General features: G+C 35.7%; 23 protein-coding genes. 18 read left to right on the forward strand and 5 right to left on the reverse strand.

All coding sequences use genetic code 11. The annotated features are described in order from the left end of the window. Positions 1-10: 10 nt before the first annotated feature. Complete coding sequence (locus tag CIG1485E_RS01140; protein ID WP_038452786.1) at positions 11-2,383, forward strand: tetratricopeptide repeat protein; 2,373 nt, start codon at positions 11-13, stop codon at positions 2,381-2,383. Here the strand turns inward: CIG1485E_RS01140 and miaA are convergent. Further along, positions 2,373-3,293: a tRNA (adenosine(37)-N6)-dimethylallyltransferase MiaA gene (miaA, locus tag CIG1485E_RS01145; RefSeq protein ID WP_038452789.1), complete on the reverse strand. Its 921-nt coding sequence runs from the start codon at positions 3,291-3,293 to the stop codon at positions 2,373-2,375. The two genes, CIG1485E_RS01140 and miaA, sit on opposite strands and share 11 nt — an antisense overlap. Before the next feature lie 84 nt (positions 3,294-3,377). On the opposite strand from miaA, the gene mqnP reads away from it, so the two are divergent. The 5 genes from mqnP to CIG1485E_RS01170 are packed head-to-tail and all read left to right on the forward strand — an operon-like array spanning position 3,378 to position 6,951. Continuing rightward, positions 3,378-4,247: a menaquinone biosynthesis prenyltransferase MqnP gene (gene mqnP / locus CIG1485E_RS01150; protein ID WP_038452791.1), complete on the forward strand. Its 870-nt coding sequence runs from the start codon at positions 3,378-3,380 to the stop codon at positions 4,245-4,247. Further along, positions 4,241-4,747, forward strand: a complete 507-nt coding sequence (locus CIG1485E_RS01155; protein ID WP_038452793.1) for a hypothetical protein — start codon at positions 4,241-4,243, stop codon at positions 4,745-4,747. The genes mqnP and CIG1485E_RS01155 overlap by 7 nt, the downstream gene beginning before the upstream one ends. After that, on the forward strand, positions 4,737-5,255 hold the full coding sequence (locus tag CIG1485E_RS01160) for a DUF6115 domain-containing protein (protein WP_038452795.1): 519 nt from the start codon (positions 4,737-4,739) through the stop codon (positions 5,253-5,255). Before CIG1485E_RS01155 ends, CIG1485E_RS01160 begins: the two co-directional genes overlap by 11 nt. Beyond that, positions 5,255-6,223 (forward strand): GTP 3',8-cyclase MoaA, encoded by a 969-nt coding sequence (moaA, locus tag CIG1485E_RS01165; protein ID WP_038452798.1) that lies wholly within the window; start codon positions 5,255-5,257, stop codon positions 6,221-6,223. The genes CIG1485E_RS01160 and moaA overlap by 1 nt, the downstream gene beginning before the upstream one ends. Next, positions 6,223-6,951, forward strand: a complete 729-nt coding sequence (locus CIG1485E_RS01170; protein WP_051870890.1) for a 7-carboxy-7-deazaguanine synthase QueE — start codon at positions 6,223-6,225, stop codon at positions 6,949-6,951. Before moaA ends, CIG1485E_RS01170 begins: the two co-directional genes overlap by 1 nt. Positions 6,952-6,960: 9 nt before the next feature. On the opposite strand, the gene CIG1485E_RS01175 is transcribed toward CIG1485E_RS01170, so the two are convergent. The 4 genes from CIG1485E_RS01175 to CIG1485E_RS01190 all read right to left on the reverse strand — a co-directional run bounded on the left by CIG1485E_RS01175 (position 6,961) and on the right by CIG1485E_RS01190 (position 11,718). Then, the gene (locus tag CIG1485E_RS01175; protein ID WP_038452800.1) at positions 6,961-8,568 is read right to left on the reverse strand and encodes an AlwI family type II restriction endonuclease; all 1,608 of its coding nucleotides are present in this window, start codon (positions 8,566-8,568) and stop codon (positions 6,961-6,963) included. 14 nt (positions 8,569-8,582) lie between these two features. After that, positions 8,583-9,476 (reverse strand): Dam family site-specific DNA-(adenine-N6)-methyltransferase, encoded by an 894-nt coding sequence (locus tag CIG1485E_RS01180; protein WP_038452802.1) that lies wholly within the window; start codon positions 9,474-9,476, stop codon positions 8,583-8,585. Continuing rightward, positions 9,473-10,474: a DNA adenine methylase gene (locus CIG1485E_RS01185; protein WP_038452804.1), complete on the reverse strand. Its 1,002-nt coding sequence runs from the start codon at positions 10,472-10,474 to the stop codon at positions 9,473-9,475. Before CIG1485E_RS01185 ends, CIG1485E_RS01180 begins: the two co-directional genes overlap by 4 nt. A gap of 95 nt (positions 10,475-10,569) precedes the next feature. Continuing rightward, entirely contained in the window at positions 10,570-11,718 is a 1,149-nt protein-coding gene (locus CIG1485E_RS01190) for an iron-containing alcohol dehydrogenase (protein WP_038452807.1), read from the reverse strand. Between the two features lie 84 nt (positions 11,719-11,802). Between CIG1485E_RS01190 and CIG1485E_RS01195 the strand changes: the two genes are divergently transcribed. From CIG1485E_RS01195 to rpmF, 12 genes are all read left to right on the forward strand, one after another. Continuing rightward, positions 11,803-12,384 carry a 6-pyruvoyl trahydropterin synthase family protein gene (locus CIG1485E_RS01195; RefSeq protein WP_038452809.1) on the forward strand — a complete coding sequence of 194 codons (582 nt, stop codon included), beginning with the start codon at positions 11,803-11,805 and terminating at the stop codon, positions 12,382-12,384. Then, positions 12,384-12,563 carry a hypothetical protein gene (locus CIG1485E_RS01200; protein WP_038452811.1) on the forward strand — a complete coding sequence of 60 codons (180 nt, stop codon included), beginning with the start codon at positions 12,384-12,386 and terminating at the stop codon, positions 12,561-12,563. The genes CIG1485E_RS01195 and CIG1485E_RS01200 overlap by 1 nt, the downstream gene beginning before the upstream one ends. A 3-nt stretch (positions 12,564-12,566) precedes the next feature. After that, the gene (locus tag CIG1485E_RS01205) at positions 12,567-12,974 is read left to right on the forward strand and encodes a hypothetical protein (RefSeq protein WP_038452813.1); all 408 of its coding nucleotides are present in this window, start codon (positions 12,567-12,569) and stop codon (positions 12,972-12,974) included. After that, a complete protein-coding gene (locus CIG1485E_RS01210) occupies positions 12,971-13,624 on the forward strand; it encodes a 16S rRNA (uracil(1498)-N(3))-methyltransferase (RefSeq protein WP_038452815.1) in 654 nt (217 codons plus the stop codon). The genes CIG1485E_RS01205 and CIG1485E_RS01210 overlap by 4 nt, the downstream gene beginning before the upstream one ends. A 2-nt stretch (positions 13,625-13,626) precedes the next feature. Then, positions 13,627-13,932 carry a hypothetical protein gene (locus CIG1485E_RS01215; protein ID WP_038452817.1) on the forward strand — a complete coding sequence of 102 codons (306 nt, stop codon included), beginning with the start codon at positions 13,627-13,629 and terminating at the stop codon, positions 13,930-13,932. Next, complete coding sequence (gene polA / locus CIG1485E_RS01220) at positions 13,929-16,556, forward strand: DNA polymerase I (protein ID WP_038452819.1); 2,628 nt, start codon at positions 13,929-13,931, stop codon at positions 16,554-16,556. The genes CIG1485E_RS01215 and polA overlap by 4 nt, the downstream gene beginning before the upstream one ends. Before the next feature lie 72 nt (positions 16,557-16,628). Next, complete coding sequence (gene motA, locus CIG1485E_RS01225) at positions 16,629-17,399, forward strand: flagellar motor stator protein MotA (protein WP_038452821.1); 771 nt, start codon at positions 16,629-16,631, stop codon at positions 17,397-17,399. An 8-nt stretch (positions 17,400-17,407) separates the two neighbouring features. Then, the gene (gene motB, locus CIG1485E_RS01230; protein ID WP_038452824.1) at positions 17,408-18,124 is read left to right on the forward strand and encodes a flagellar motor protein MotB; all 717 of its coding nucleotides are present in this window, start codon (positions 17,408-17,410) and stop codon (positions 18,122-18,124) included. A 76-nt stretch (positions 18,125-18,200) separates the two neighbouring features. Next, positions 18,201-18,485: a DUF362 domain-containing protein gene (locus tag CIG1485E_RS01235; RefSeq protein WP_038452826.1), complete on the forward strand. Its 285-nt coding sequence runs from the start codon at positions 18,201-18,203 to the stop codon at positions 18,483-18,485. 146 nt (positions 18,486-18,631) lie between these two features. Beyond that, a complete protein-coding gene (gene ndk / locus CIG1485E_RS01240) occupies positions 18,632-19,045 on the forward strand; it encodes a nucleoside-diphosphate kinase (RefSeq protein ID WP_038452828.1) in 414 nt (137 codons plus the stop codon). A gap of 7 nt (positions 19,046-19,052) precedes the next feature. After that, complete coding sequence (locus tag CIG1485E_RS01245) at positions 19,053-19,418, forward strand: hypothetical protein (RefSeq protein WP_038452830.1); 366 nt, start codon at positions 19,053-19,055, stop codon at positions 19,416-19,418. A 1-nt stretch (position 19,419) separates the two neighbouring features. Continuing rightward, complete coding sequence (rpmF, locus tag CIG1485E_RS01250) at positions 19,420-19,566, forward strand: 50S ribosomal protein L32 (RefSeq protein ID WP_002848290.1); 147 nt, start codon at positions 19,420-19,422, stop codon at positions 19,564-19,566. Positions 19,567-19,573: the final 7 nt, after the last annotated feature.

Genomic DNA, 19,573 nt, shown 5'->3' on the forward strand with positions numbered 1-19,573 from the left:
TAATTAAGCCATGAAGTATTTTATCTTAGCTATTTTGACCGCTATTAATGTCTTTGCTTTCAGCCTTACCATAAATACTGGAAGTCGTAGTGGGAGCGAGTATTATATCATTCATTTAGAAGATGATAAAAACATGACTTGCAACAAAAAGCTAACTAAAGATAATCAAAATTTTTATATCTGCCATGTTGATGGTCTGTTAGATCCAAAAGTCTCAAATCAAAATCTGCCATTTATGAATCTGTCTTTTGAAAAGCAAAAAAATGGCTATGATGTCATAATAGAGCCAAAAATCAGCTCTGAGATTTTAAATTTGAATAGAAGTTTGTATGAAAACTACGACTCAAAAGTCCAAAATATACCAGAGTCTAAGCATTTTACTATCGTTCTTGATAAGACAATAGGTCAAGTCCCAAAAGAGATAAATGACGGTATAAATTTTCCTATATATTATCCAAATATGCTTTTGCCAACAGTTGGTGCTTTGGATCTGAACAAAGCCCCAATCACGTATGAAGAAAGTGGAGATATAGGGCTTTATTTAGGTATCAAAAAAAGCTATGAAGACGGCGCTTATAATGAGACTTTGAGAGATTCAAGAAAAGCTATAAGTATGCACCCAAACAGCATTTTTGCTAGTGAGTTTTGGCTTTATGCGCTTAGATCGCTTGATAAAATATCTAAAAGATCTGATGACTATAGAGCAGCTGAAAAATACGCTAATGAGATAATAACAGACGCAAAATTATGGATGAAAAGCTTTGCTTCAGATAGGAATTATCCAGAGGTCTTGTACTTAGTAATGAACGCATATCTGACCCAAGAGATGCAAAGTGACGCCAACTATGCTTTAGATATTTTGATGACAGAGCATCCTGGTTCTGCTTGGACTAAGATGGCGATACTTACTTACGCTGATAAGCTACTTGTAAAAGGCAAAATCGATGACGCTTTAAATCTATACGAAGATATACTCTACTCATCAAAAGATATCGCCATAGTAAGCAGAGCAGCTATCAGACTCGCTGGAGCTAGTATAACTCAGCAAAAATTCAACGAAGCAAACGCATATATACAAAAGGTCATAACCGCAAACAAAGAGTATCTACTAGAAGATATTGCTGATTCTATGGAGATAGCAAACGCCTTTAGAGATAAAAATATGCCTCAAACTGCCGCTCAAATCTATAAAATCATCTTTGAAAACTCCAAAAGAGGCGATAATTACTATGAAGTATCTCTAAGAAATCTAGCCCTTGCCTTGTCTAAAACAGATGAGAAAAAAGCAGCTTATGAATATCTCGTAAAATATCAAAAAGAGTTTAATACAAGCGAATATATGAGCCAAATCTCAGCTGGAGTTGATAGATTGTTTTTTGATATCAATCAAACTGCTCCAAATCTCCACGAGCATTATGCAAATTTGATGAGCAAATATACTGGCTTAGATATTGGCAAAAAGGCTATGCTACAAGATATTAAGCTCTATTATGATGAGAAAAAATATCCAAAGGTGCTAAGCTACAAAGAGCAAATTTTAGATTTAAATAGTAGTGAAGTTAGTCAAATTTTACATAATTCAGCACTTATCTTAGCAAACAGTGCAAACCAAAATGGCGATTGCAAACTAAGCGTAAGGCTAGTAAAAGAGTATGATCTAAAAGAAGATATAAAAGATAAATTTAAACTATATGGCTGCTACATGCGAACAGCTCAGTATGAAGACGCCTTAAATTTAGCCTTGCCACACATCAAAGATGATGATCTGCACGACCGCGTAGAATGGCTAGCAAGAGTGAGTAGGACGCTATTTGAGCTTGGTCGGTATGAGGATTGTATACGGGCTTGTGATGAGGCTCTAAGCATTGCTTCAACTATCAAATATTCAGATCCGACTGAGGCGATTTTTTACCGTTTTTATTCGTTTATCAAGCTAAATAAATTTGAAGACGCAATCTCTAGTATAAACGCTCTTGAAAGCCTTAGAGGCAATGATATAAGACTAGTTGAGATCTATGATATAGCAGCAAAATACGCAAGTCTAAAGGGCTTTGATAGCGCAGCACTAAACTACGCTAAAAAAGCAGTAGATATGCAAGAAAAGCTCAAAATTACTACTTTTAGCCCAGAAATCGACTTCATATATATAGGTGCTTTGATGAAAATCTCAAGGCAAAATGAAGCCCTAAACGTCGCCAAATCCTTGCTTGAAATCCGCCTAAATCCAGAGCAAAGACAAAGAGCCTTGTATCAAGTGGGCGAAATTTACATCAACCAAAACGACTTCACTTCAGCCAAACCTTATGTGAGTGAGTGCGTCAGCTCAAACTTTAGCTCGCCTTGGAAAGAGCTTTGCAAAGAGCAAAATAAGCTTATAAATTAGCTAAAATTTGCTCAAATCCACTCTCAAAACTCACATTTATTTTGTCTTTAAATTTAGACGCATTAAAAGTGCGTTGGCGTTTGGCAAGCTGTGCTGTATGCGTGGAAATTAGTTCAAAAAGCTTGTAGTAAGACGATTTTTTGTCGTTTAAATTTAAGCTATTTAAGCTTGGATCAATATCGCCAAGCTCGCCATTTAGAAACTCTTTGGACTCTTTTAAACCTATGCAGTTTAGGGCTTTTACGTCATTTGGATACTTAGCAAACAAGCCCTTTGCTTCATCTATTAGCCCGCTTTCTAGCATGGCTTTTGTCCTTTGGGCTATGCGAGATCTTAGCTCATCTTTATCCCAAACAATATCAAATATTTTTAGATTTTTGATGATTGGCTCAGTTGTGTTTTGCTTCAGCCATAAACTTGGGATCTGGCTAGTTTGGGTGTAAATTTGATACCATTTTTGCATTCTAAAAGTATCGTTTTGGCTAAATTTGGCTGCGAATTCTGGGTCGTTTTGAAGCACAAGTTCCCAAATTTGGCTATTGCTAAGCGAGTTTGGGCTATCATCCAGCTTTGGACTAAGCCCACCCAGCATGGCTGAGAGATAAAATCCGCTTCCGCCAGTGATAATGAGTGGAATATCATTAGACATGGCAAACTCTCTAGCCTTGAAATACTCTTTGATAAAATCCCCCACGCAAAAATGCTCATCAGGATAGACCAAATTTATTCCAAAATGCCTGATTTGGCTTAGTTCATCAGCGTTTGGTTTGGCGCTTGCGATGTCTATTTCTTTGTAAAGACAAAGCGAATCAAGGCTAAGAATCACGCCACCAAGCCTGCTAGCTAGCTTGATAGCTAGAGCACTTTTGCCACTTGCTGTAGTTCCGATAAGCCCAAATTCATAAAACATTTCTAGCCTTTTTTTAGTGTGATTTTATCAAAAAAAGCTAAATTTAGTAAAAATTGGATAAAATAAACGATTTAAAGGAAAATAATGGCTAAATTTATACAAATTTTAAAAGATATTAATGAGCTTATCGTGTTTAAGCACTCTGTTTTTGCCTTGCCGTTTATCTTCATAGCGATGATTGTAGCTAGCAAGAGTGGAAGCGGCTCTATGTGGTTTGGGTTTGGGCTTTTGGTGCTTGGCGTGCTTTGCGCTGTAAGTGCTAGAAACTACGCTATGGCGATGAATAGATTGCTTGATGAGGACATCGATAGACCAAATCCACGCTGCTCATCTCGCCCAAGCGTCGATGGACGTATCGGCAGAGCAAATTTAAAAGCCTTTATCATAGCAAACGCTGTTATATTCGTGGTCGTAGCGTTTTTCATCAACTCTTTGGCATTTTGGCTTAGTTTTGTATTTTTGGCTATTCTTGGTGGATATTCTTATGTGAAGAGATTTTCTAGCCTAGCTCACGTGGTGCTTGGATTTTGTCTTGGATTAGCTCCTATTGCCGGGGTTATTGCAGTGAGTGGAGAAGTGCCTTTGTGGTCAGTGCTGCTTTGCCTTGGCGTGGTTTTTTGGGTTGGCGGATTTGACGTGTTGTATTCGCTCCAAGACATTGATTATGACAAAGGTGCTGGACTTTTTAGCATTCCAGCTATTTATGGACAAAAATCATCGATGTTTATTTCAGCCCTTTTTCACGGGCTTTGCGTTATTTTTTGGACTTTGTTTGTGTGGGCTGGCGGGCTTGGTTTTTGGGCGTATTTGGCTGTTTTGCTCTCAGCTTTTATACTTTATAAAGAACACACGATAGTAAGAGCAGATTTTAATAAGATAGACAAGGCATTTTTCACGCTAAATGGATATTTGGGGATTATGTTTTTTATCTTGGTTTGGATAGATTTATGGTAGATTTTAGACTTATAGCCTCTAGGGTTTTGGTGCAGTTTCAAAAGGATTTAAACGGTGAATTTGAGCTTGAATTTAGCCAAAGTAGATCTAGCATAGATGAGTGGCTAAGCCTAGAAAAAGCACGTGGCGAGAGTGCGAACTCAGATCCGCTTACCGTAAAACTCCTAGTCGAACTCTACAAAAAAGTCGATGAGCTTTCAAATTTAATCAAAAATGAAAAATCTCCACAAATCCCACTTGAGAGTCTGGAAACTGCGACTCATATAGGCTTTGAAGGGTTTAAATTTGGCGTCCAGTGCTTAGAAGAGGGTGAGATATATTTTGCAAGGATTTTGCTTCCGACATTTATCAAAAAAGAGATTTTAGTATATTTCAGAGCTTTAGATACAAACACAGCTAAGATATTTAGGGTCTCAAAGGGCGATGAGAGAGAGTGGAGCGCGTACGTAGCTGAAAGCGAAAGACTAGAGATAAGGAGAGCAAAAAACGATGAGCAATGACATACTCATATATCTATGTTTTGGTGTGATTTTGGCAGTTTTGTTTGCTCTTATGTTAGCAAAAGATAGTCAAACAGCCAAGAAATTTGCTAAATTTGAAATCATCTTAGAAAGCTTGATAAGAGAGAATTACGAGCTAAAAAAAGAGCTAAAAAATATGCAGATCCCGCCAGCTCCTAGCGAGCCTTTGGATATGCAAGAAGTTGCAAGAAGTATTGAGTTTAGCGTAAATGAAGCAGTAAATGCGAAAGTAATTCCTATCATCGAAAGCCTAAAAACTATGGAAAATGCCATAGGTAGCTTCAAAGATGACCAACAAAACAGAATGTATAATCTAGAAGAGCGAACAAGAACGATAAATAAGCTCACGCCACCTGATTTTGACATAGAAGAAAATCGCATAGTAGAGCTGTATAATTCTGGAAAAAGTATAGAGAGCATAGCAAGGGATCTCAGGCTTAGCGTGGGTAGGGTGAGTATGGTTTTAAAAGTTCATAAGGTGATTTGATGCTAATAGATAGCTATGGTAGAGTTGTTGATTATTTGAGGGTTTCAGTTACTGAGAGGTGCAATTTTCGTTGTCGCTACTGCATGCCAGAAGAGGGCATAGAAAACTTAGGTCATCAAAGCGTTTTAAGCTATGAAGAGATGTTTGAGTTTATTAAAATTTGCCTTGATAATGGCGTCACAAAGATACGTCTGACTGGTGGCGAACCTCTTGTCAGAAGTGGCATAGAAAACTTCATAGCCATGATAAATGGCTACAAGCCAGGTCTTGATCTAGCTATGACCACAAACGGCTTTTTACTTGCTAAAAAAGCCCAAGCACTCAAAGACGCTGGGCTAAAACGCCTAAACATCTCTCTTGACAGCCTTGATCCAAAAAAAGCTAATTTTTTGGCTAGAAAAGATGTGCTAGAACACGTCTTAGAGGGCATAAAAACAGCTTGCGAGCTTGGATTTGGTGTGAAGCTAAACACTGTGGCTTTAAAAGGCGTAAATGACGCTGAATTAGTGGAGCTTATGGACTTTGCCAAGTCTTGCAACGCTCAAATCCGCTATATAGAGTTTATGGAAAACAGCCACGCAAGTGGAGAGCTAAAAGGTCTAAGAAAAGATGATATTCTAGGTATTATATGCCAAAAATACAATCTAAAAGAGATAACAAAAAGCCCAAATAGCCCATCAAGTCTTTTTAAGCTTGAAGATGGGTATAAATTTGGTATCATCGATCCACATAAGCATGATTTTTGCGCTACTTGCAACCGCCTAAGGCTGAGTGCTGAGGGCTTGCTGATACCTTGTCTTTACTATGAAGATGGCAAAAGCATAAGAGAGGCCATGAGAGCTGGAGATATCAAAAAAGCTTGCGAAATCCTACGTGAAGTCATCGCCAACAAACCAGAAAAAAACAAATGGGAAAATGACGGCAAGGGCGAGATATCAAGTAGGGCGTTTTACCAAACAGGCGGCTGATAGTGATAAGCGTGGTCGAGCATTTCGCCAGCATCCAAGGCGAGGGGAAATTCCAAGGTAGATACTCATTTTTTATCCGTTTGGCTGGGTGCAATCTGTCTTGCAAAGGCTTTGGCTGTGAGATGAAATCACCTAAAACTGGCGAGATTTTGGTCGGGTGCGACACGATAAGAGCAGTTGCTATCAAGCATTTTGATTATCCTAAATTTGACTTTGTGGGTTTAAAAAATTTAGTAGAAAATCTCAAATTTAAGCCTATCATCGTCCTAACTGGCGGAGAACCTCTTCTTTGGCATAAAGACGTTGATTTGCAAAAATTCATAGCGTGGCTTTTGGAGCGTGAGTATGAAGTACATTTTGAGACAAACGGCACTGTTTTTGTGGATTTTAATCAGTTTGAAATCTATAAAAAATGCAAATTTGCTATCAGTCCCAAACTAGCCATAAGTGGCGAACCAAAATCAAAAAGATTAAATCAAAAAGCCTTAAAATCGCTATTTGCAAATGCTAGTGCGTTTTATAAATTTGTAGTGCGTGGGGACGAGCTTGATGAGATAAGAGAGATTTTAGCCTTGCAAAACGGCGAAGTGTGGTGCATGCCTCTTGGCAAAAATATCTCCGAGCTAAACGCAAACGCCATAAATGTGGCAAACTTTTGCATAAATCACGGCTTTAATTACAGCGATAGACTTCATATCAGGCTTTGGAATGACAAAGAGGGTGTGTAGATTTAGCCTTTAAATACTATTTAAACACATATCAAAAAGCTCATCGGTATTTTCAAGTTTCTTTATGAAGTCATCTGAGCTAAAACACAAGATATCAATATTTTTATCAAATTTTGAAAAATCCACGTAACGTTTGACATCATCGTGAATTTGTGGTGCTACAAAAATACTGAATTTAATTTTTTTGTTTTGGGAATTTTCTATGTTTTTGAGTAAATGACGTTCTATTGGTATTATTTCATTTGCCACTTGTATACGACCAGCCATCAAAGAAACTTCAATATAGCTTTCGCATTTTTTATCATTTGCGATAATATCGGCTTTGTTTCCACTGGCAAATCTTATAGGAATTCCCTCATCATCACAGATATAATTTGGCAAAATCTCAGCATTTTTAAAAGCTTGTTTTAAAATTATGGATGTTAAAAACTCAAATCTAAGTGGTTTATCAATCAATTTTAGAACCATATCATCTGATTTTTTGTTTTTAGAACAGGTTATTAGTAGTTCGTCTTTAATGAAGTTTTTATCATAGTTTAATGCAAATTTTTCAAGACTTTGTAGCTTTATATTTTGGCTAGTTTCTTCTGTTTCTTGTCTTTGAGTGAAATTTTCATCTATTTGGGACATATATTTATAAAATTCAAAAGCCTTTTCATCGTTATCGTTTAGGAAATTTTCATATTGTGGTATTGGCTTGGATAAAATGTAGTTAATTTTTACCATTTCATTTTTATTAAAATCTAAAAACCTGCCATTTCCACGAAGTGAAATAAGTCCAGTGATACGCATTTTTCTAATATATTCATCAATTGCCTCACCTGTAATTTGGCTTATTTTAAATCTTGTTTCATTTGTTGAATTTAATAATTTTAAACATTTTTCGTAAATGAACTCATCGCTGTATCCAAAATTTAGTTTTGAAATTTTATAAATTTCATTTCGTAAGTTTAAAATAGTCGCAAAAAGTTCGTTAACATTGTTGTTTGGGTAGCATAAAAGTATGCTTATCTCATCTCTATAAATCCCAGTTGAATTTGGGTCGCAAGTATGAAGTTTTTCTATTAATTTTAGGAGCAAAACAAATGGCGTTGTTAGATTTGAATTTTTCTTAAAAGGATTGCCTACTTGATACCTTGACATTGCATTTAAAAAAACATTCGATACAATTTCATCATCGATACTGTTATCATCTTTTATACTATTGATGAGCATTTTGCCAGTATTGCTTATTAGTATCTTTTTATTTTTTTGATAATAACAAAATCCAAATTCTTTCATCAATTTATACCAAGTATCAAACCTGCTTTCCCAGCCTTTTTCAAAGCCTTTTTCCTTGTGATTTTGTTCTGAGTTTTGGACTATAAATTCTAGTTCATCATCACTAAAACCATCTTCGCTTTGAAAAATATCTTTTAAATTTGGATGTAGATTCATAAGTTGTTGTGGATAGTAAATTTTAGCATTTATCACATTTTTTACGATTTTAAGTATAATTTCATTTGTTAAAATTTGGTTTTCAAAAATAGATAAAATTTTTAAAAAATTTGGTATTCTTTTTGGATTTCTTATGGTGGTAGAAAAACTCAAAATTTTTTGTTCAAATTTGCGTGCCATTTTATTTGCCTTGTTTATAAATTTATTACAAAAAGTTCTTTGCTATCTGCTTTTATTGTGTTATCGTTAAAGCTTATGTAATTACTTTTTATGTTGTAAATTTTGTATTTTTGAGACCATTTTTCAAAAATTGTATTTGTTTTGCCTTTATGATGGAGTAAATTTGTAATACCAAATTTAATATTTTTCTTATCTAGTTCATCAAGTTTTTGATAAAGTAAAATTTCACTCATTTCATTCCAATTTTTGCAATATTGTGAATTTGATATGAGATATGGTGGGTCGCAATATACAAAATCGCTTTTTCTGAAATCAATTTTATTTAAAAAATCACAGTAATCTTGTGAAAAAAATTCGCATTTTTTGTCTTTTATAAAATTTAGATAATCATTTATGGCTTTATAAACATTTTTATTGAAATCCACATTGCCAACAGGGAGATTGAAATCGCCTAATTTATTAAATCTAATCATATGATTAAAACCATAAATAAGCAAAATATATAATAATAAAATTTGGTTTTTATTTTTGTTGAAATCGTTTTTTAGATTTTGGTATGATTGTTTGTTAAATTTGGCATAGTATGTTTTTATATACATTTTTTTCATATCATCTGGAGCAGTTTTGCCAAGATAAGAACAGCTTAAATCATAGCTATTTATCATAGCAAATATATCATCAAAAAGTTTATTTGGCTGGTTTGCAAAAGATAGTAGAAATTTATGGATTTTGATTATATTTTGATCTATATCATTGAGTAAATATACATTGGCTTGCGTGTTTAAAAAAGCACTTCCACCACCGACAAATGGCTCAATAAATCTATCTATTTTTTTAGGAAAAAGTTTTTGCAACTCTTCCATAAGCTTATATTTGTCGCCTACGTAAAAAAGTGGTGAGCGTATCAATTCTTAACCTTTACTAGAAATAAAAATTCTTTGTGGTTGCCAAAATCTGTTTTACCAGCATTAAAAAAAATATGAGTTTGCTCTTTTATACTCAAATCGCCTTTTTTGGATAAAATTTCTACGATTTGGTCATAACTTATTTTGTTTTTTGATGAACTAGACTTTGAATTGTATGTATTGTTGTAAGTAAGAGCTATAAATTTAGTATTGAGATTTTGTATCAAATCATCAAGTATTTTTGGTGCATTTGAGCGACAATATTCACTCATATTTTGCTCTTTTGGTTTTAAGGCTATGCCAAATAACTCAGGTTTTTTCCATTGTGCTAAGTTTTCATAAATATGATAAAAACGACTATATTGACGACTATTGTATGGTGGGTCGATAAATATCAAATCAGCCTTTATCTCTTTTGCTAATTCATTGCTGTCTTTTTGATATATAATTATATTTTTTTTTGTTGATATTGGTTTGATAAGTTCAAATTTAAAGCAGTCATTAAATTGTACTTTTTTACGATACGCCTCAAAATGCCCCACAGTATTTGCAACTCTATCACAAGAATAAATTAAGCTGGCTAAAATAATACTTCTCTCTTTATCGTTTAACTCCAAGTTGTCTAAATTTTCCCTAATAAAGCCGATTTTTTTGGCATCATTTTGACTAAAAAATTTATTTCCAAAATTTAGTGAAAAATAATTTTCTTCTAAATTTTTTATTGAATTAAAATAATTTGAAATTTTGGCAAGTTTATCTTTATTAAAATTACTTTGGTTAAAAAAAGCATTGTAAATTGTCTGATTTGAATATAAAAAATCGTTGATTATAATTGTTTTTGCGTCCGTGTCTTTAATGATAAATTCTGATACGACGCCAGTTCCAGCAAAAATATCAGCAAAACTATCAAATTTTATATCTAGTATTTGGCTTTTTATAAAGTCCAAAAGCTTTGCTTTGCTACCTATATAACGCCTATTTTTTAATTCAAATTCTCTCATTGATTGGCTGTATTTCTCACTTATAGTTTAATTGTGTTAGTGATTATATTAAATATTATATTAAAAACTATTTTATTTATTAAAAAACTATATACCTAACACTCCAAAAGTATCTGTCTAACTGCTTTGTAATCGATATTTGCATGTTCTCCAGCCACTAAATTTCGTTCTTTAAATCTATTTGATATTTGCTCTGCCACTTCAAATTTATCCAGCCCAAGCTCAGCCAAGCTCGTAGCTATGCCAGTAGAGGCGAAAAGCTCTTCTATCTTGTGCGTGCAAGCCATCGCCACGCTCATTTCATCACCATTTAGAGCGAATAGCTCACGCCCCATTTTGGCTAGTTTGGTGGATTTAAATTTGATATTGTATCTCAAAAGTCTAGTCGTGACCACTGCAAGGCTTAGTCCATGATCTATTCCATACGCCGCACTTAGCTCGTGTCCGATTGCGTGGCTTGACCAGTCTTGAACACACCCAAGAGATGCCCAGCCATTTAGCGCGCAAGTCGCCGCCCAGCATAAATTTGCCCTGACGTCGTAGTTTTGCGGCTCGCTTTCTAGTGCTTTTGCATTTTGTATCACGGCTTTTAATACGCTCAAGCAAAATCCATCTTGCACATCTGTGCTTAAATCTTGCGTGGCGTACTGCTCCAAAACATGCACGAAAGTATCGACAATACCGTTTCTAAGCTGTCTTAATGGCAGGCTAAAGGTGGTTTGTGGGTCGATGATGCTAAAGCGTGGATAGACGAGTGGATTTTTAAAGCTTTTTTTGATTTTTAAAGCCCCGTTTGATATAACTGAAGCACAGTTCATCTCGCTGCCAGTCGCTGGCAAGGTCATCACGCAGCCAAGTGGCATGGCGTCACTAAATTTAGCTCTAAGCCCCACTATATCCCAAATCTCACCGTCAAATTTAGCTGCCGCGGCGATGAATTTCGTAGCGTCCAAAACGCTTCCACCACCCACACTAAGCAAAAAATCTATCTCATGCTCTTTTATCAAATTTAGAGCTTTTTGGCAAGTTTCAAGTCTAGGATTTGGCTCCACGCCCCAAAACTCACGCACAAAAAATCCTTCTAAAGCCTGAGTGACTTGCTCATAAACTCCGTTTGTTTTCACGCTTCCACCGCCAAAAATCGCCAAGACTTTGGCGTTTTTTGGTATTTCGTTTTTTATTTCTTTTATGGAATTTTTGCCAAATATAACTTTTGTTGGACATTGGTAGGTAAAATTATTCATAAGAAACTGCCTTTATTTTTTGGCAATTCTATCTTAAATTTAATAAAATATTAGATAAAATAAAACAAAAACAAAGAGAAATTTATGATTATTAGAAAACTTTATGATTACGAAAACGCCCATATAGTTAGGTTTTGTAGCTCCAAAAGGTGCCGTGAAAGTATCCACGGACACAGCTATAAATGCGAAGTTTTGCTAAGCTCAAACTACCTTGATAACGCTGAGATGGTCTATGACTTTGGTCTGATGAAACAAGGAATTAAACAAATAATTGATAGTTTTGACCACACGACGACTTTATATGCAAAAGATAGCGATGAGTACAAAAACGATATCAAAAAGCACTCCAAACGCTGGATAGAGCTGCCTTATAACCCAAGTGCTGAGCAGTTTAGCCGTGTGTTTTTTGTGCTAATTGACAGGCTTTTAAGCCTTACAAATATGCAAAATGGCGAACGAGATGTCACGCTTCATAGCATCATCGTGCATGAAACAGCCACAGGATACGCTCAATGCTTCAAAGAAGATGCTTATAACCGAAATATGGGCGTTATAAATCTTGATGAGGTTGTTTTCAGCGATGGGATCAAGGAAGAATGGGACGATTTTGGCTTTTACGAAAGGCTAAAAAATGCAGATAGATTTACAAATTTAAAGGATTGCTGATGAGATTTGCTATCATTTTGAGCGTTTTGGCTCTGTTTTTTGTGGCTTGCTCTGAAAAAAAAGAGCAAAAGATAGAAGTAACGCCAAACACCGTTGTCCCAGCTGATGTGCCGATTGCAAAAAGTGACGCAAATATCAGCATAGACAAGGATTTTCCGCCTATGCCTGTCGCGGAGTAGAGTATGAATGAAACTTATTTGATGAGTCTTGGGCTTCATGTTTGGTTTGCTAAGGCACTTTTTTGGCTGCTTGGAGTGCATTTGGTGCTTGTTTTTGTAGGTGATACGAGCAAATTTGGCTATATCAAAAGGCTGATGTATTTCTTGCCAACTTATTATCTTTTTATGGCATTTGTGTTTTTTACTGGCATTTTAAATTTAGCCATTTTGCATTTTAGCTTAAGCTTAAGCGTTGTTTTGATGATGATTTGCTGGATTTTGCTTATTCCGCTTGGCGCAATTGGATTTAAAAGGCTCAAACAAGTCCGTATAAGTAAGGAATTTGGAGCGTTTAAACGCTTTATGCTGGTTAAGATTTGCACCGAGTTTGTGCTAGTTGGCGCGGCTACTATTTTTGGAGTGATGCTTTGAGATTTTTATACGATATTAATGCTGGAAATGAGAGCTTGGAGATAAAGGGCGAGAGCTTCAATCATCTAAAAGCAAGGCGAGTAAAGCTAGGCGAACGCATCGAAATCAGAAATCTGCAAGATGGATATAGCTATCTTTACGAGATAAAAGAACTTGGTAGAAGTGCTGTTTGTGAGCTTGTTTTTCGCTCGCTACCAAAGAGCGAAGAGAGTGATTTTAGCGTGGTTTGGGCTGTGGTCGAGCCAAGCGTGATAGAAAAAACTCTGCCAAGTCTAAATGAGCTTGGCGTGGCTAAAATTATTTTTGTTTATACTGAATTTTCGCAAAAAAATATTAAGCTAGATTTGGCTAGATTTGAGCGGATTTTGATAAGCTCAAGCGAGCAATGCGGCAGAAATAGTATTATTAAATTTGAGATTTTTAAAAGCGTAGATGAGCTTTTGGAAGTTTATAAAAGCGTGGCTTTGGTGGATTTTGGCGGCGAGAGCTTGCAAAATGCAAACGCTGGCGAGCTACTTTTTGTAGGAGCTGAGGGTGGATTTAGTGATAGCGAAAGAGCGAAATTTGAGCGTAAATTTAGTCTAAAATGTAAAAATATACTTCGCTCAAATACAGCTATTATCAGCGTCGTTAGTAAATTTTTGGTGTGAAAATGGCTGGAATATTTCTTATATTTATTTGTATGTTACACGCTTTTATCTGCTTGCTTCCAGGCTTCATCGTTGGATTTTTTTACGATATTGAGCGTTATAAAAAATGGATATTTTTAGTGCTGACAAGCTTGCTTTGCGTGGCTTTAAATTTGAGCAAAATTAGCGGATTTAGTGCTTTTGCTAGTGGATTTATGCTTGATTTTGTGGGAATTTATTTTGGACTAATTATACTTATAGGATTTAGAAATATGGCAAAAAAAGCCGGACTTTGTAAGATTTGTGATAAATTTAGGAGAAAAAGTTGAAAAGCTTAACTATTATTGATACATTTGGATTTTTTTTCAGGCTTTATTATGCTATGAGTGGGCTAAAGAACAAAGAGGGCAAGCCAAGCGGAATGGTGCATGGATTTGCCAATTTCATACATAATCTCAAAAATGATTTTCCAAGCGATTATATCGTTTTTGCCCTTGATAGTGGTGGTAAAACTTTTAGAAGTGAGATTGATCCAAACTACAAAGCCAATCGTACCAGCCCGCCAGATGAGCTCAAAGCTCAGCTTCCAGTTTGTATAGAAATGATCGAAAAAATGGGGCTTTGCAGCCTTAGGCTTGAGGGCTATGAAGCTGATGATATCATAGCTAGCTTTGTCAAAAACAATAAAGATAAAGAGCTAGAAATCCGCGTCGTAACGCACGACAAAGACCTTTATCAGCTAATTAGCCCAAATGTTTTTATCTACAGCCCAGCCAAAAAAGAGCTATATGATAGAGCTGGTTGCTATGAAAAATACGGTGTTTATCCAGAACAAGTTAGGGATTTTCTCGCACTTTGTGGCGACAGTGCTGATAATATCCCAGGAGTCAAAGGCATCGGTGAAAAGGGCGCTAAAAAGCTGCTTGATGAGTTTGGAAGTATAGAAAATTTATATGAAAATTTGAGCCAAGTACGAAACGAACGCACAAAAAATATGCTTTTTGAGAGCAAAGAAAATGCCTTTATTTCCAAGCGTCTTGCGACTTTGTATGATGAGCTTGATACCCCAAATCTTGATAATGCCAAATTCCCGCAGACTAATCCTCTGCTAAAAATCACAGATATTTTGGAAGATTACTCGCTAAATCGCCTCCTAACTCAGATCCAAAACACGAAAGATGAAAAAAAGCTAAGCTTCACTTCTGTGCTAATAACTGATGAAAATAAGCTTGTAAATTTAGTAGAAAGTATCACAGAAGATACTTTGATCAGCTTCGATACAGAGACCACTGGCGTGGACGCAAAAAGTGCGAAAATAGTGGGCTTTAGCTTTTGTTTTAACGAGCAAATCAGCTACTATGTGCCACTAACTCACTCATATCTTGGCTGCCCAAAACAAATCAGTTTAGAGACTGCCAAATGGGCTATAAGCCAAATTTACAAAGGCTTTGTCGTCGGACAAAATCTCAAATATGACTTTAGGATTATCAAAAATAACTTTGATCTAAATCCACCCAAAAACTACGCCGATACGATGATTTTAGCGTGGCTTTATGACCCAAGCAGTGCTGTGGGTATGGACTCATTAGCTTTAAGACTTTATGATTATAAGACTATCAAATTTGAAGATGTGGTCGCTAAAGGTGAGACATTTGCGAGTGTGGAGTGCGAAAGTGCGGCTAAATATGCGAGTGAAGATGCGTGGATAACTTTGCGTTTTTATAAGACATTTTTGAACTTACTTGAGCCAAATTTGCTAAAAATCGCTAGAGAAGTTGAGTTTGATTTTATTTTAACATTATTTGATATGGAAAGTAACGGAATTAGGCTAAATACTGATAAATTAAGAGAGCTGATTTCTAGTAATGAAGCGGCTTTAAAGAGTTTGACGAATGAAATTTACGAGCTTTGCGGGGAGAAATTTAATATAAATTCCACCAAGCAGCTCGGCGTTGTGCTTTTTGAAAATCTCAAACTTCCAACCAAAAAAAAGACAAAAACAGGTTACAGCACTGATGAGAGTGTGCTTAGTGAGCTTTTGGAGACTCATCCAGTGATCCAAAAGTTGCTTGAATATAGGGAGCTTTATAAGCTTCAAAGCACATATTGTGAGCCACTTCTTGCACTAGCCCTAAAAGATCCAAATCAAAGAGTTTATACAAACTTTATCCACACAGGCACAGCCACAGGAAGGCTCTCAAGCAAAAATCCAAATCTCCAAAACATACCAGCGCGTGGAAGCCTAGCAAAGCAGATGAGAAGTGTGTTTGAAGCAAGAGATGGCTACAGTCTTATTTCTCTTGACTACTCTCAAATCGAGCTTAGACTTCTAGCTCATTTTAGCAAGGATCCAGCTTTGCTAGAGGCGTTTAAAAATGGCGAAGATATTCACGCAAGAACGGCTATAAGTATATTTGGGACGAGCGATCCTAAAAACAGAGCCATAGCCAAATCAATAAATTTCGGTCTTATTTATGGAATGGGAGCAAACAAGCTAAGTGGCGAGCTTGGCATTGATAAAAAAAGTGCAAAAGAGTATATTGAGCTGTATTTCAAAGCGTTTTCAACCATAAAAGAGTTTTTGGAGAGCATAAAAGTAGGAGCCAAAAACGATGGTTTTGTGACGACTTTGCTTGGCAGAAAAAGGCTTTTTGACTTCTCTCACGCCACTCCTATGCAAGTAGCAATGTATGAAAGAGAAGCGGTAAATACGAAGTTTCAAGGCAGTGCGGCTGATATTATCAAGCTTGCCATGCTTGGCGTAAAAAGCTTATTAAGCGAAGATGCAAAACTGCTTTTGCAAATTCACGATGAGCTTATATTTGAAGTAAGAGATGATCTGGCAAATGATTTTGCAAACAGAGTCAAAGAGCTTATGCAAAATGCAGTAAATTTAAATGTTCCTTTAATAGCAAATTCAACTATAGCTAAAAATTGGGGTGAGCTAAAGTAAGGATTTGTTTAAATTAAGTTAATTTTTTGCTTATTTATGCAATAATTAGCCATTTTACAACCTAGGATTTTTATGGATTTATCTACTATATTTGGTATGGTTTTAGCCGTTACAAGTATATCTGTGGGCGATATATTAGAGGGTGGAAATCCTCTTCACGTTATACACATTAGCTCACTACTTATAGTTATTCCAACTGCGATGTTCTCAGCAGTAACAGCAACAAATAAAAAGTACGTAAAAGCAGCATTTAAAGAGCTAAAAGTAGCATTTAAAGGCTCTGGAATAGACCTTTCTAAACGTATAAATGAAATGGTAGAGTATAGCACTCTTGCTAGAAAAAACGGCATTCTTTCACTAGAGCAAAAGGCAGCTCAAATAGACGATGAGTTTTTAAAAAGCGGTCTTAGTATGCTTGTAGATGGTCAGCCAATAGACGAAGTTAAAGAAAATCTTGAGCTTGCTATAGCAACTACTGAAGAGTATTATCACGAGTGCGCACACTTTTGGATGAGAACTGGCGAGAGCTGTCCTACATTTGGTCTTGTTGGAGCCGTTATGGGTCTGATGCTAGCACTTCAGCTTCTTGATGATCCAGCAGCAATGGCAGCTGGTATTGCTGGAGCGTTTACGGCTACTGTTACTGGTATCATGGGAGCTTACGCATTTTTTGGTCCTTGGGGAACAAAAATAATGGGAAATGCAAAAGATATCATAAAAGAAAAAGAGATGATAGTCGAGGCTCTTGTAGGTATCGCTGAGGGTTCAAATCCTAGAAGTTTGGAGTCAAAACTATTTAACTTCTTAGATAAAAACGAACCAAAAGTTTCTCAATTCAATTAAGGTAAAAAATGGCAAAAAAAAAGAAGTGTCCGGAGTGTCCAGCTGGCGAAAAATGGGCTGTACCATACGCGGATTTCTTGTCGCTTTTGCTAGCACTTTTTATCGCTCTTTATGCTATTTCTGCTGTAAATACTGCAAAAGTTGAAGCTCTAAAAACTGAGTTAATAAAAGTATTTGACTTCCCAGATTCAAAAGGCGTCAAAGATAGCTCCAAAAACTCAAAAAATGAAAAACAGTTTGATGGACCAGGTATCGCTATGCAAAATAGCGAAAGCGTAGCAAAAAAAGAAAACACAAATAATGAACGATATAGAGTTGCATTAGATCAAGCAGAAAACCAAATAGCAATCGATCTCCCAACTGGTGTTAAATTTGATGAAAAAAGCTATGCAGTGTATAATCCAGATATGATAAATTTCATACATATTATTTCTATGATTATCAAAAAAATGCCCGAATCAGTAGCCATTGAGGTTCGTGGATATGCAAATGATTATGGTAATTACGAGGCTGATTATAAGCTAGGAGCTGATAGGGCTTATAGCGTTTTAAAAATGCTTATAGATAATGGAATAGATCCAAAAAGACTCAGGTACACTTCTTATGGTGATAGTGTGGTACTAAAAAACACAGATCCAAAGATAGCTAAAGTATATTTTAAAGTTGATATAAGGGATAAAAAGGCTCAAAATTCAGTTTTAGACCTTATTAGCGAAATAAAATAATAATAATTATTAAGTATCATTTTAGTGAAATTTTGATAATCTTGTAAAATAAATTTAAAAATCCGAAGGAGTAAATATGGCAGTAAAAATTACTGATATTTGTATAAGTTGTGGTTCATGTATAGATGAATGCCCTGTTGAAGCTATAGTTGATGATAGCGATAACCCAACTGGCGAAGATACTTATTATGTATATGCAGACAAATGTGTTGAGTGTGTAGGTCATAATGATAGCCCAGCTTGCGCTGATGCCTGTCCGACTGATGGCTGTATCGTATGGAGTGATGTTGTTTCTGGGCAACCAAGCAGAAGCGATATCGGTGCTGATTTAAGAAGCTCTGGCACTCCAGTTGTAGCATAAATTTATAAGCCACACTTCGTGGCTTATACTATAATTAAATGTGTAAATTATATTTTTATCAAAAAATATGGCAATATTTCTTTAAGCTTATTTCTGATATAATCCCAATTCTGTAAAAAATTTCAACCATCATTTAAGGAGATTTAATGGAGCAAACATTATCTATAATCAAACCTGATGCCGTTAAAAAGGGCGTTATTGGTAAAATCATTGATAGATTTGAGAGCAACGGTTTAAGAATCGCAGCAGCAAAAAAATTACAACTAAGCACTGAAGATGCTAAGAAATTTTATGAAGTTCATGCAGCTAGACCATTTTATGGCGAGCTAGTTGAGTTTATGACAAGCGGTCCAGTTGTTGTTATGGTATTAGAAGGCGAAAACGCGGTTATGAAAAATCGTGAGCTTATGGGCGCTACAAATCCTAAAGAAGCTGCTCCTGGTACAATCAGAGCAGATTTTGCTGAGAGTATAGATGCAAATGCGGTTCACGGAAGTGACTGTTTAGAAAATGCAGCTATAGAAATCGCATTTTTCTTTGCAAAAAGAGAAATTTGCTAATTTAAAAATGAAAATACCATTTGATAAATTGACATTTCCTGGCACTGAGTTTGAAGAGCTATTTGATGAGCTTAAATTTAGTGGAAAATTAGTAAAAGTTGATCTAAAAATGGCTAAATGTGAAGCTAAAATCACTGGAAATTTAAAACACTATTGCGATAGATGCGGTAAGAATATAAATTTAGCCCTAGATGAGGAAGTTTCACTGTTTTTAAGCAACGGAACATATAAAGATCACGAGAACGAACTCAGTGATACTATTGAATTTTATGATGGCGAAATTGACATCGATGAAATTTTTCAAAGTGAAATAGAATCATATAAAAGTGACTATTTCTATTGTGATGAATGTAAAATTTTAGAAGGAGAATAAAATGGCAGTACCTAAACGTAGAGTGAGTCATACAAGAGCAGCAAAACGCAGAACTCACTATAAAGTAACTCTTCCTATGCCTGTAAAAGACAAAGATGGCAGCTGGAAAATGCCTCACCGTATCAATAAAACAACTGGCGAATATTAATATCTAA

It is taken from the genome of Campylobacter iguaniorum (assembly GCF_000736415.1).
In the GTDB taxonomy this organism is placed as follows: Bacteria; Campylobacterota; Campylobacteria; order Campylobacterales; family Campylobacteraceae; genus Campylobacter; species Campylobacter iguaniorum.

Bases quoted from the DNA above. Each gene is read 5' to 3' on its own strand.
- CIG1485E_RS01140 (WP_038452786.1), top strand. From the start codon at position 11: ATGAAGTATTTTATCTTAGCTATTTTGACCGCTATTAATGTCTTTGCT.
- miaA (WP_038452789.1), bottom strand. From the start codon at position 3,293: ATGTTTTATGAATTTGGGCTTATCGGAACTACAGCAAGTGGCAAAAGT.
- mqnP (WP_038452791.1), top strand. From the start codon at position 3,378: ATGGCTAAATTTATACAAATTTTAAAAGATATTAATGAGCTTATCGTG.
- CIG1485E_RS01155 (WP_038452793.1), top strand. From the start codon at position 4,241: ATGGTAGATTTTAGACTTATAGCCTCTAGGGTTTTGGTGCAGTTTCAA.
- CIG1485E_RS01160 (WP_038452795.1), top strand. From the start codon at position 4,737: ATGAGCAATGACATACTCATATATCTATGTTTTGGTGTGATTTTGGCA.
- moaA (WP_038452798.1), top strand. From the start codon at position 5,255: ATGCTAATAGATAGCTATGGTAGAGTTGTTGATTATTTGAGGGTTTCA.
- CIG1485E_RS01175 (WP_038452800.1), bottom strand. From the start codon at position 8,568: ATGGCACGCAAATTTGAACAAAAAATTTTGAGTTTTTCTACCACCATA.
- CIG1485E_RS01185 (WP_038452804.1), bottom strand. From the start codon at position 10,474: ATGAGAGAATTTGAATTAAAAAATAGGCGTTATATAGGTAGCAAAGCA.
- CIG1485E_RS01190 (WP_038452807.1), bottom strand. From the start codon at position 11,718: ATGAATAATTTTACCTACCAATGTCCAACAAAAGTTATATTTGGCAAA.
- CIG1485E_RS01195 (WP_038452809.1), top strand. From the start codon at position 11,803: ATGATTATTAGAAAACTTTATGATTACGAAAACGCCCATATAGTTAGG.
- CIG1485E_RS01200 (WP_038452811.1), top strand. From the start codon at position 12,384: ATGAGATTTGCTATCATTTTGAGCGTTTTGGCTCTGTTTTTTGTGGCT.
- CIG1485E_RS01205 (WP_038452813.1), top strand. From the start codon at position 12,567: ATGAATGAAACTTATTTGATGAGTCTTGGGCTTCATGTTTGGTTTGCT.
- CIG1485E_RS01215 (WP_038452817.1), top strand. From the start codon at position 13,627: ATGGCTGGAATATTTCTTATATTTATTTGTATGTTACACGCTTTTATC.
- motA (WP_038452821.1), top strand. From the start codon at position 16,629: ATGGATTTATCTACTATATTTGGTATGGTTTTAGCCGTTACAAGTATA.
- motB (WP_038452824.1), top strand. From the start codon at position 17,408: ATGGCAAAAAAAAAGAAGTGTCCGGAGTGTCCAGCTGGCGAAAAATGG.
- CIG1485E_RS01235 (WP_038452826.1), top strand. From the start codon at position 18,201: ATGGCAGTAAAAATTACTGATATTTGTATAAGTTGTGGTTCATGTATA.
- ndk (WP_038452828.1), top strand. From the start codon at position 18,632: ATGGAGCAAACATTATCTATAATCAAACCTGATGCCGTTAAAAAGGGC.
- CIG1485E_RS01245 (WP_038452830.1), top strand. From the start codon at position 19,053: ATGAAAATACCATTTGATAAATTGACATTTCCTGGCACTGAGTTTGAA.
- rpmF (WP_002848290.1), top strand. From the start codon at position 19,420: ATGGCAGTACCTAAACGTAGAGTGAGTCATACAAGAGCAGCAAAACGC.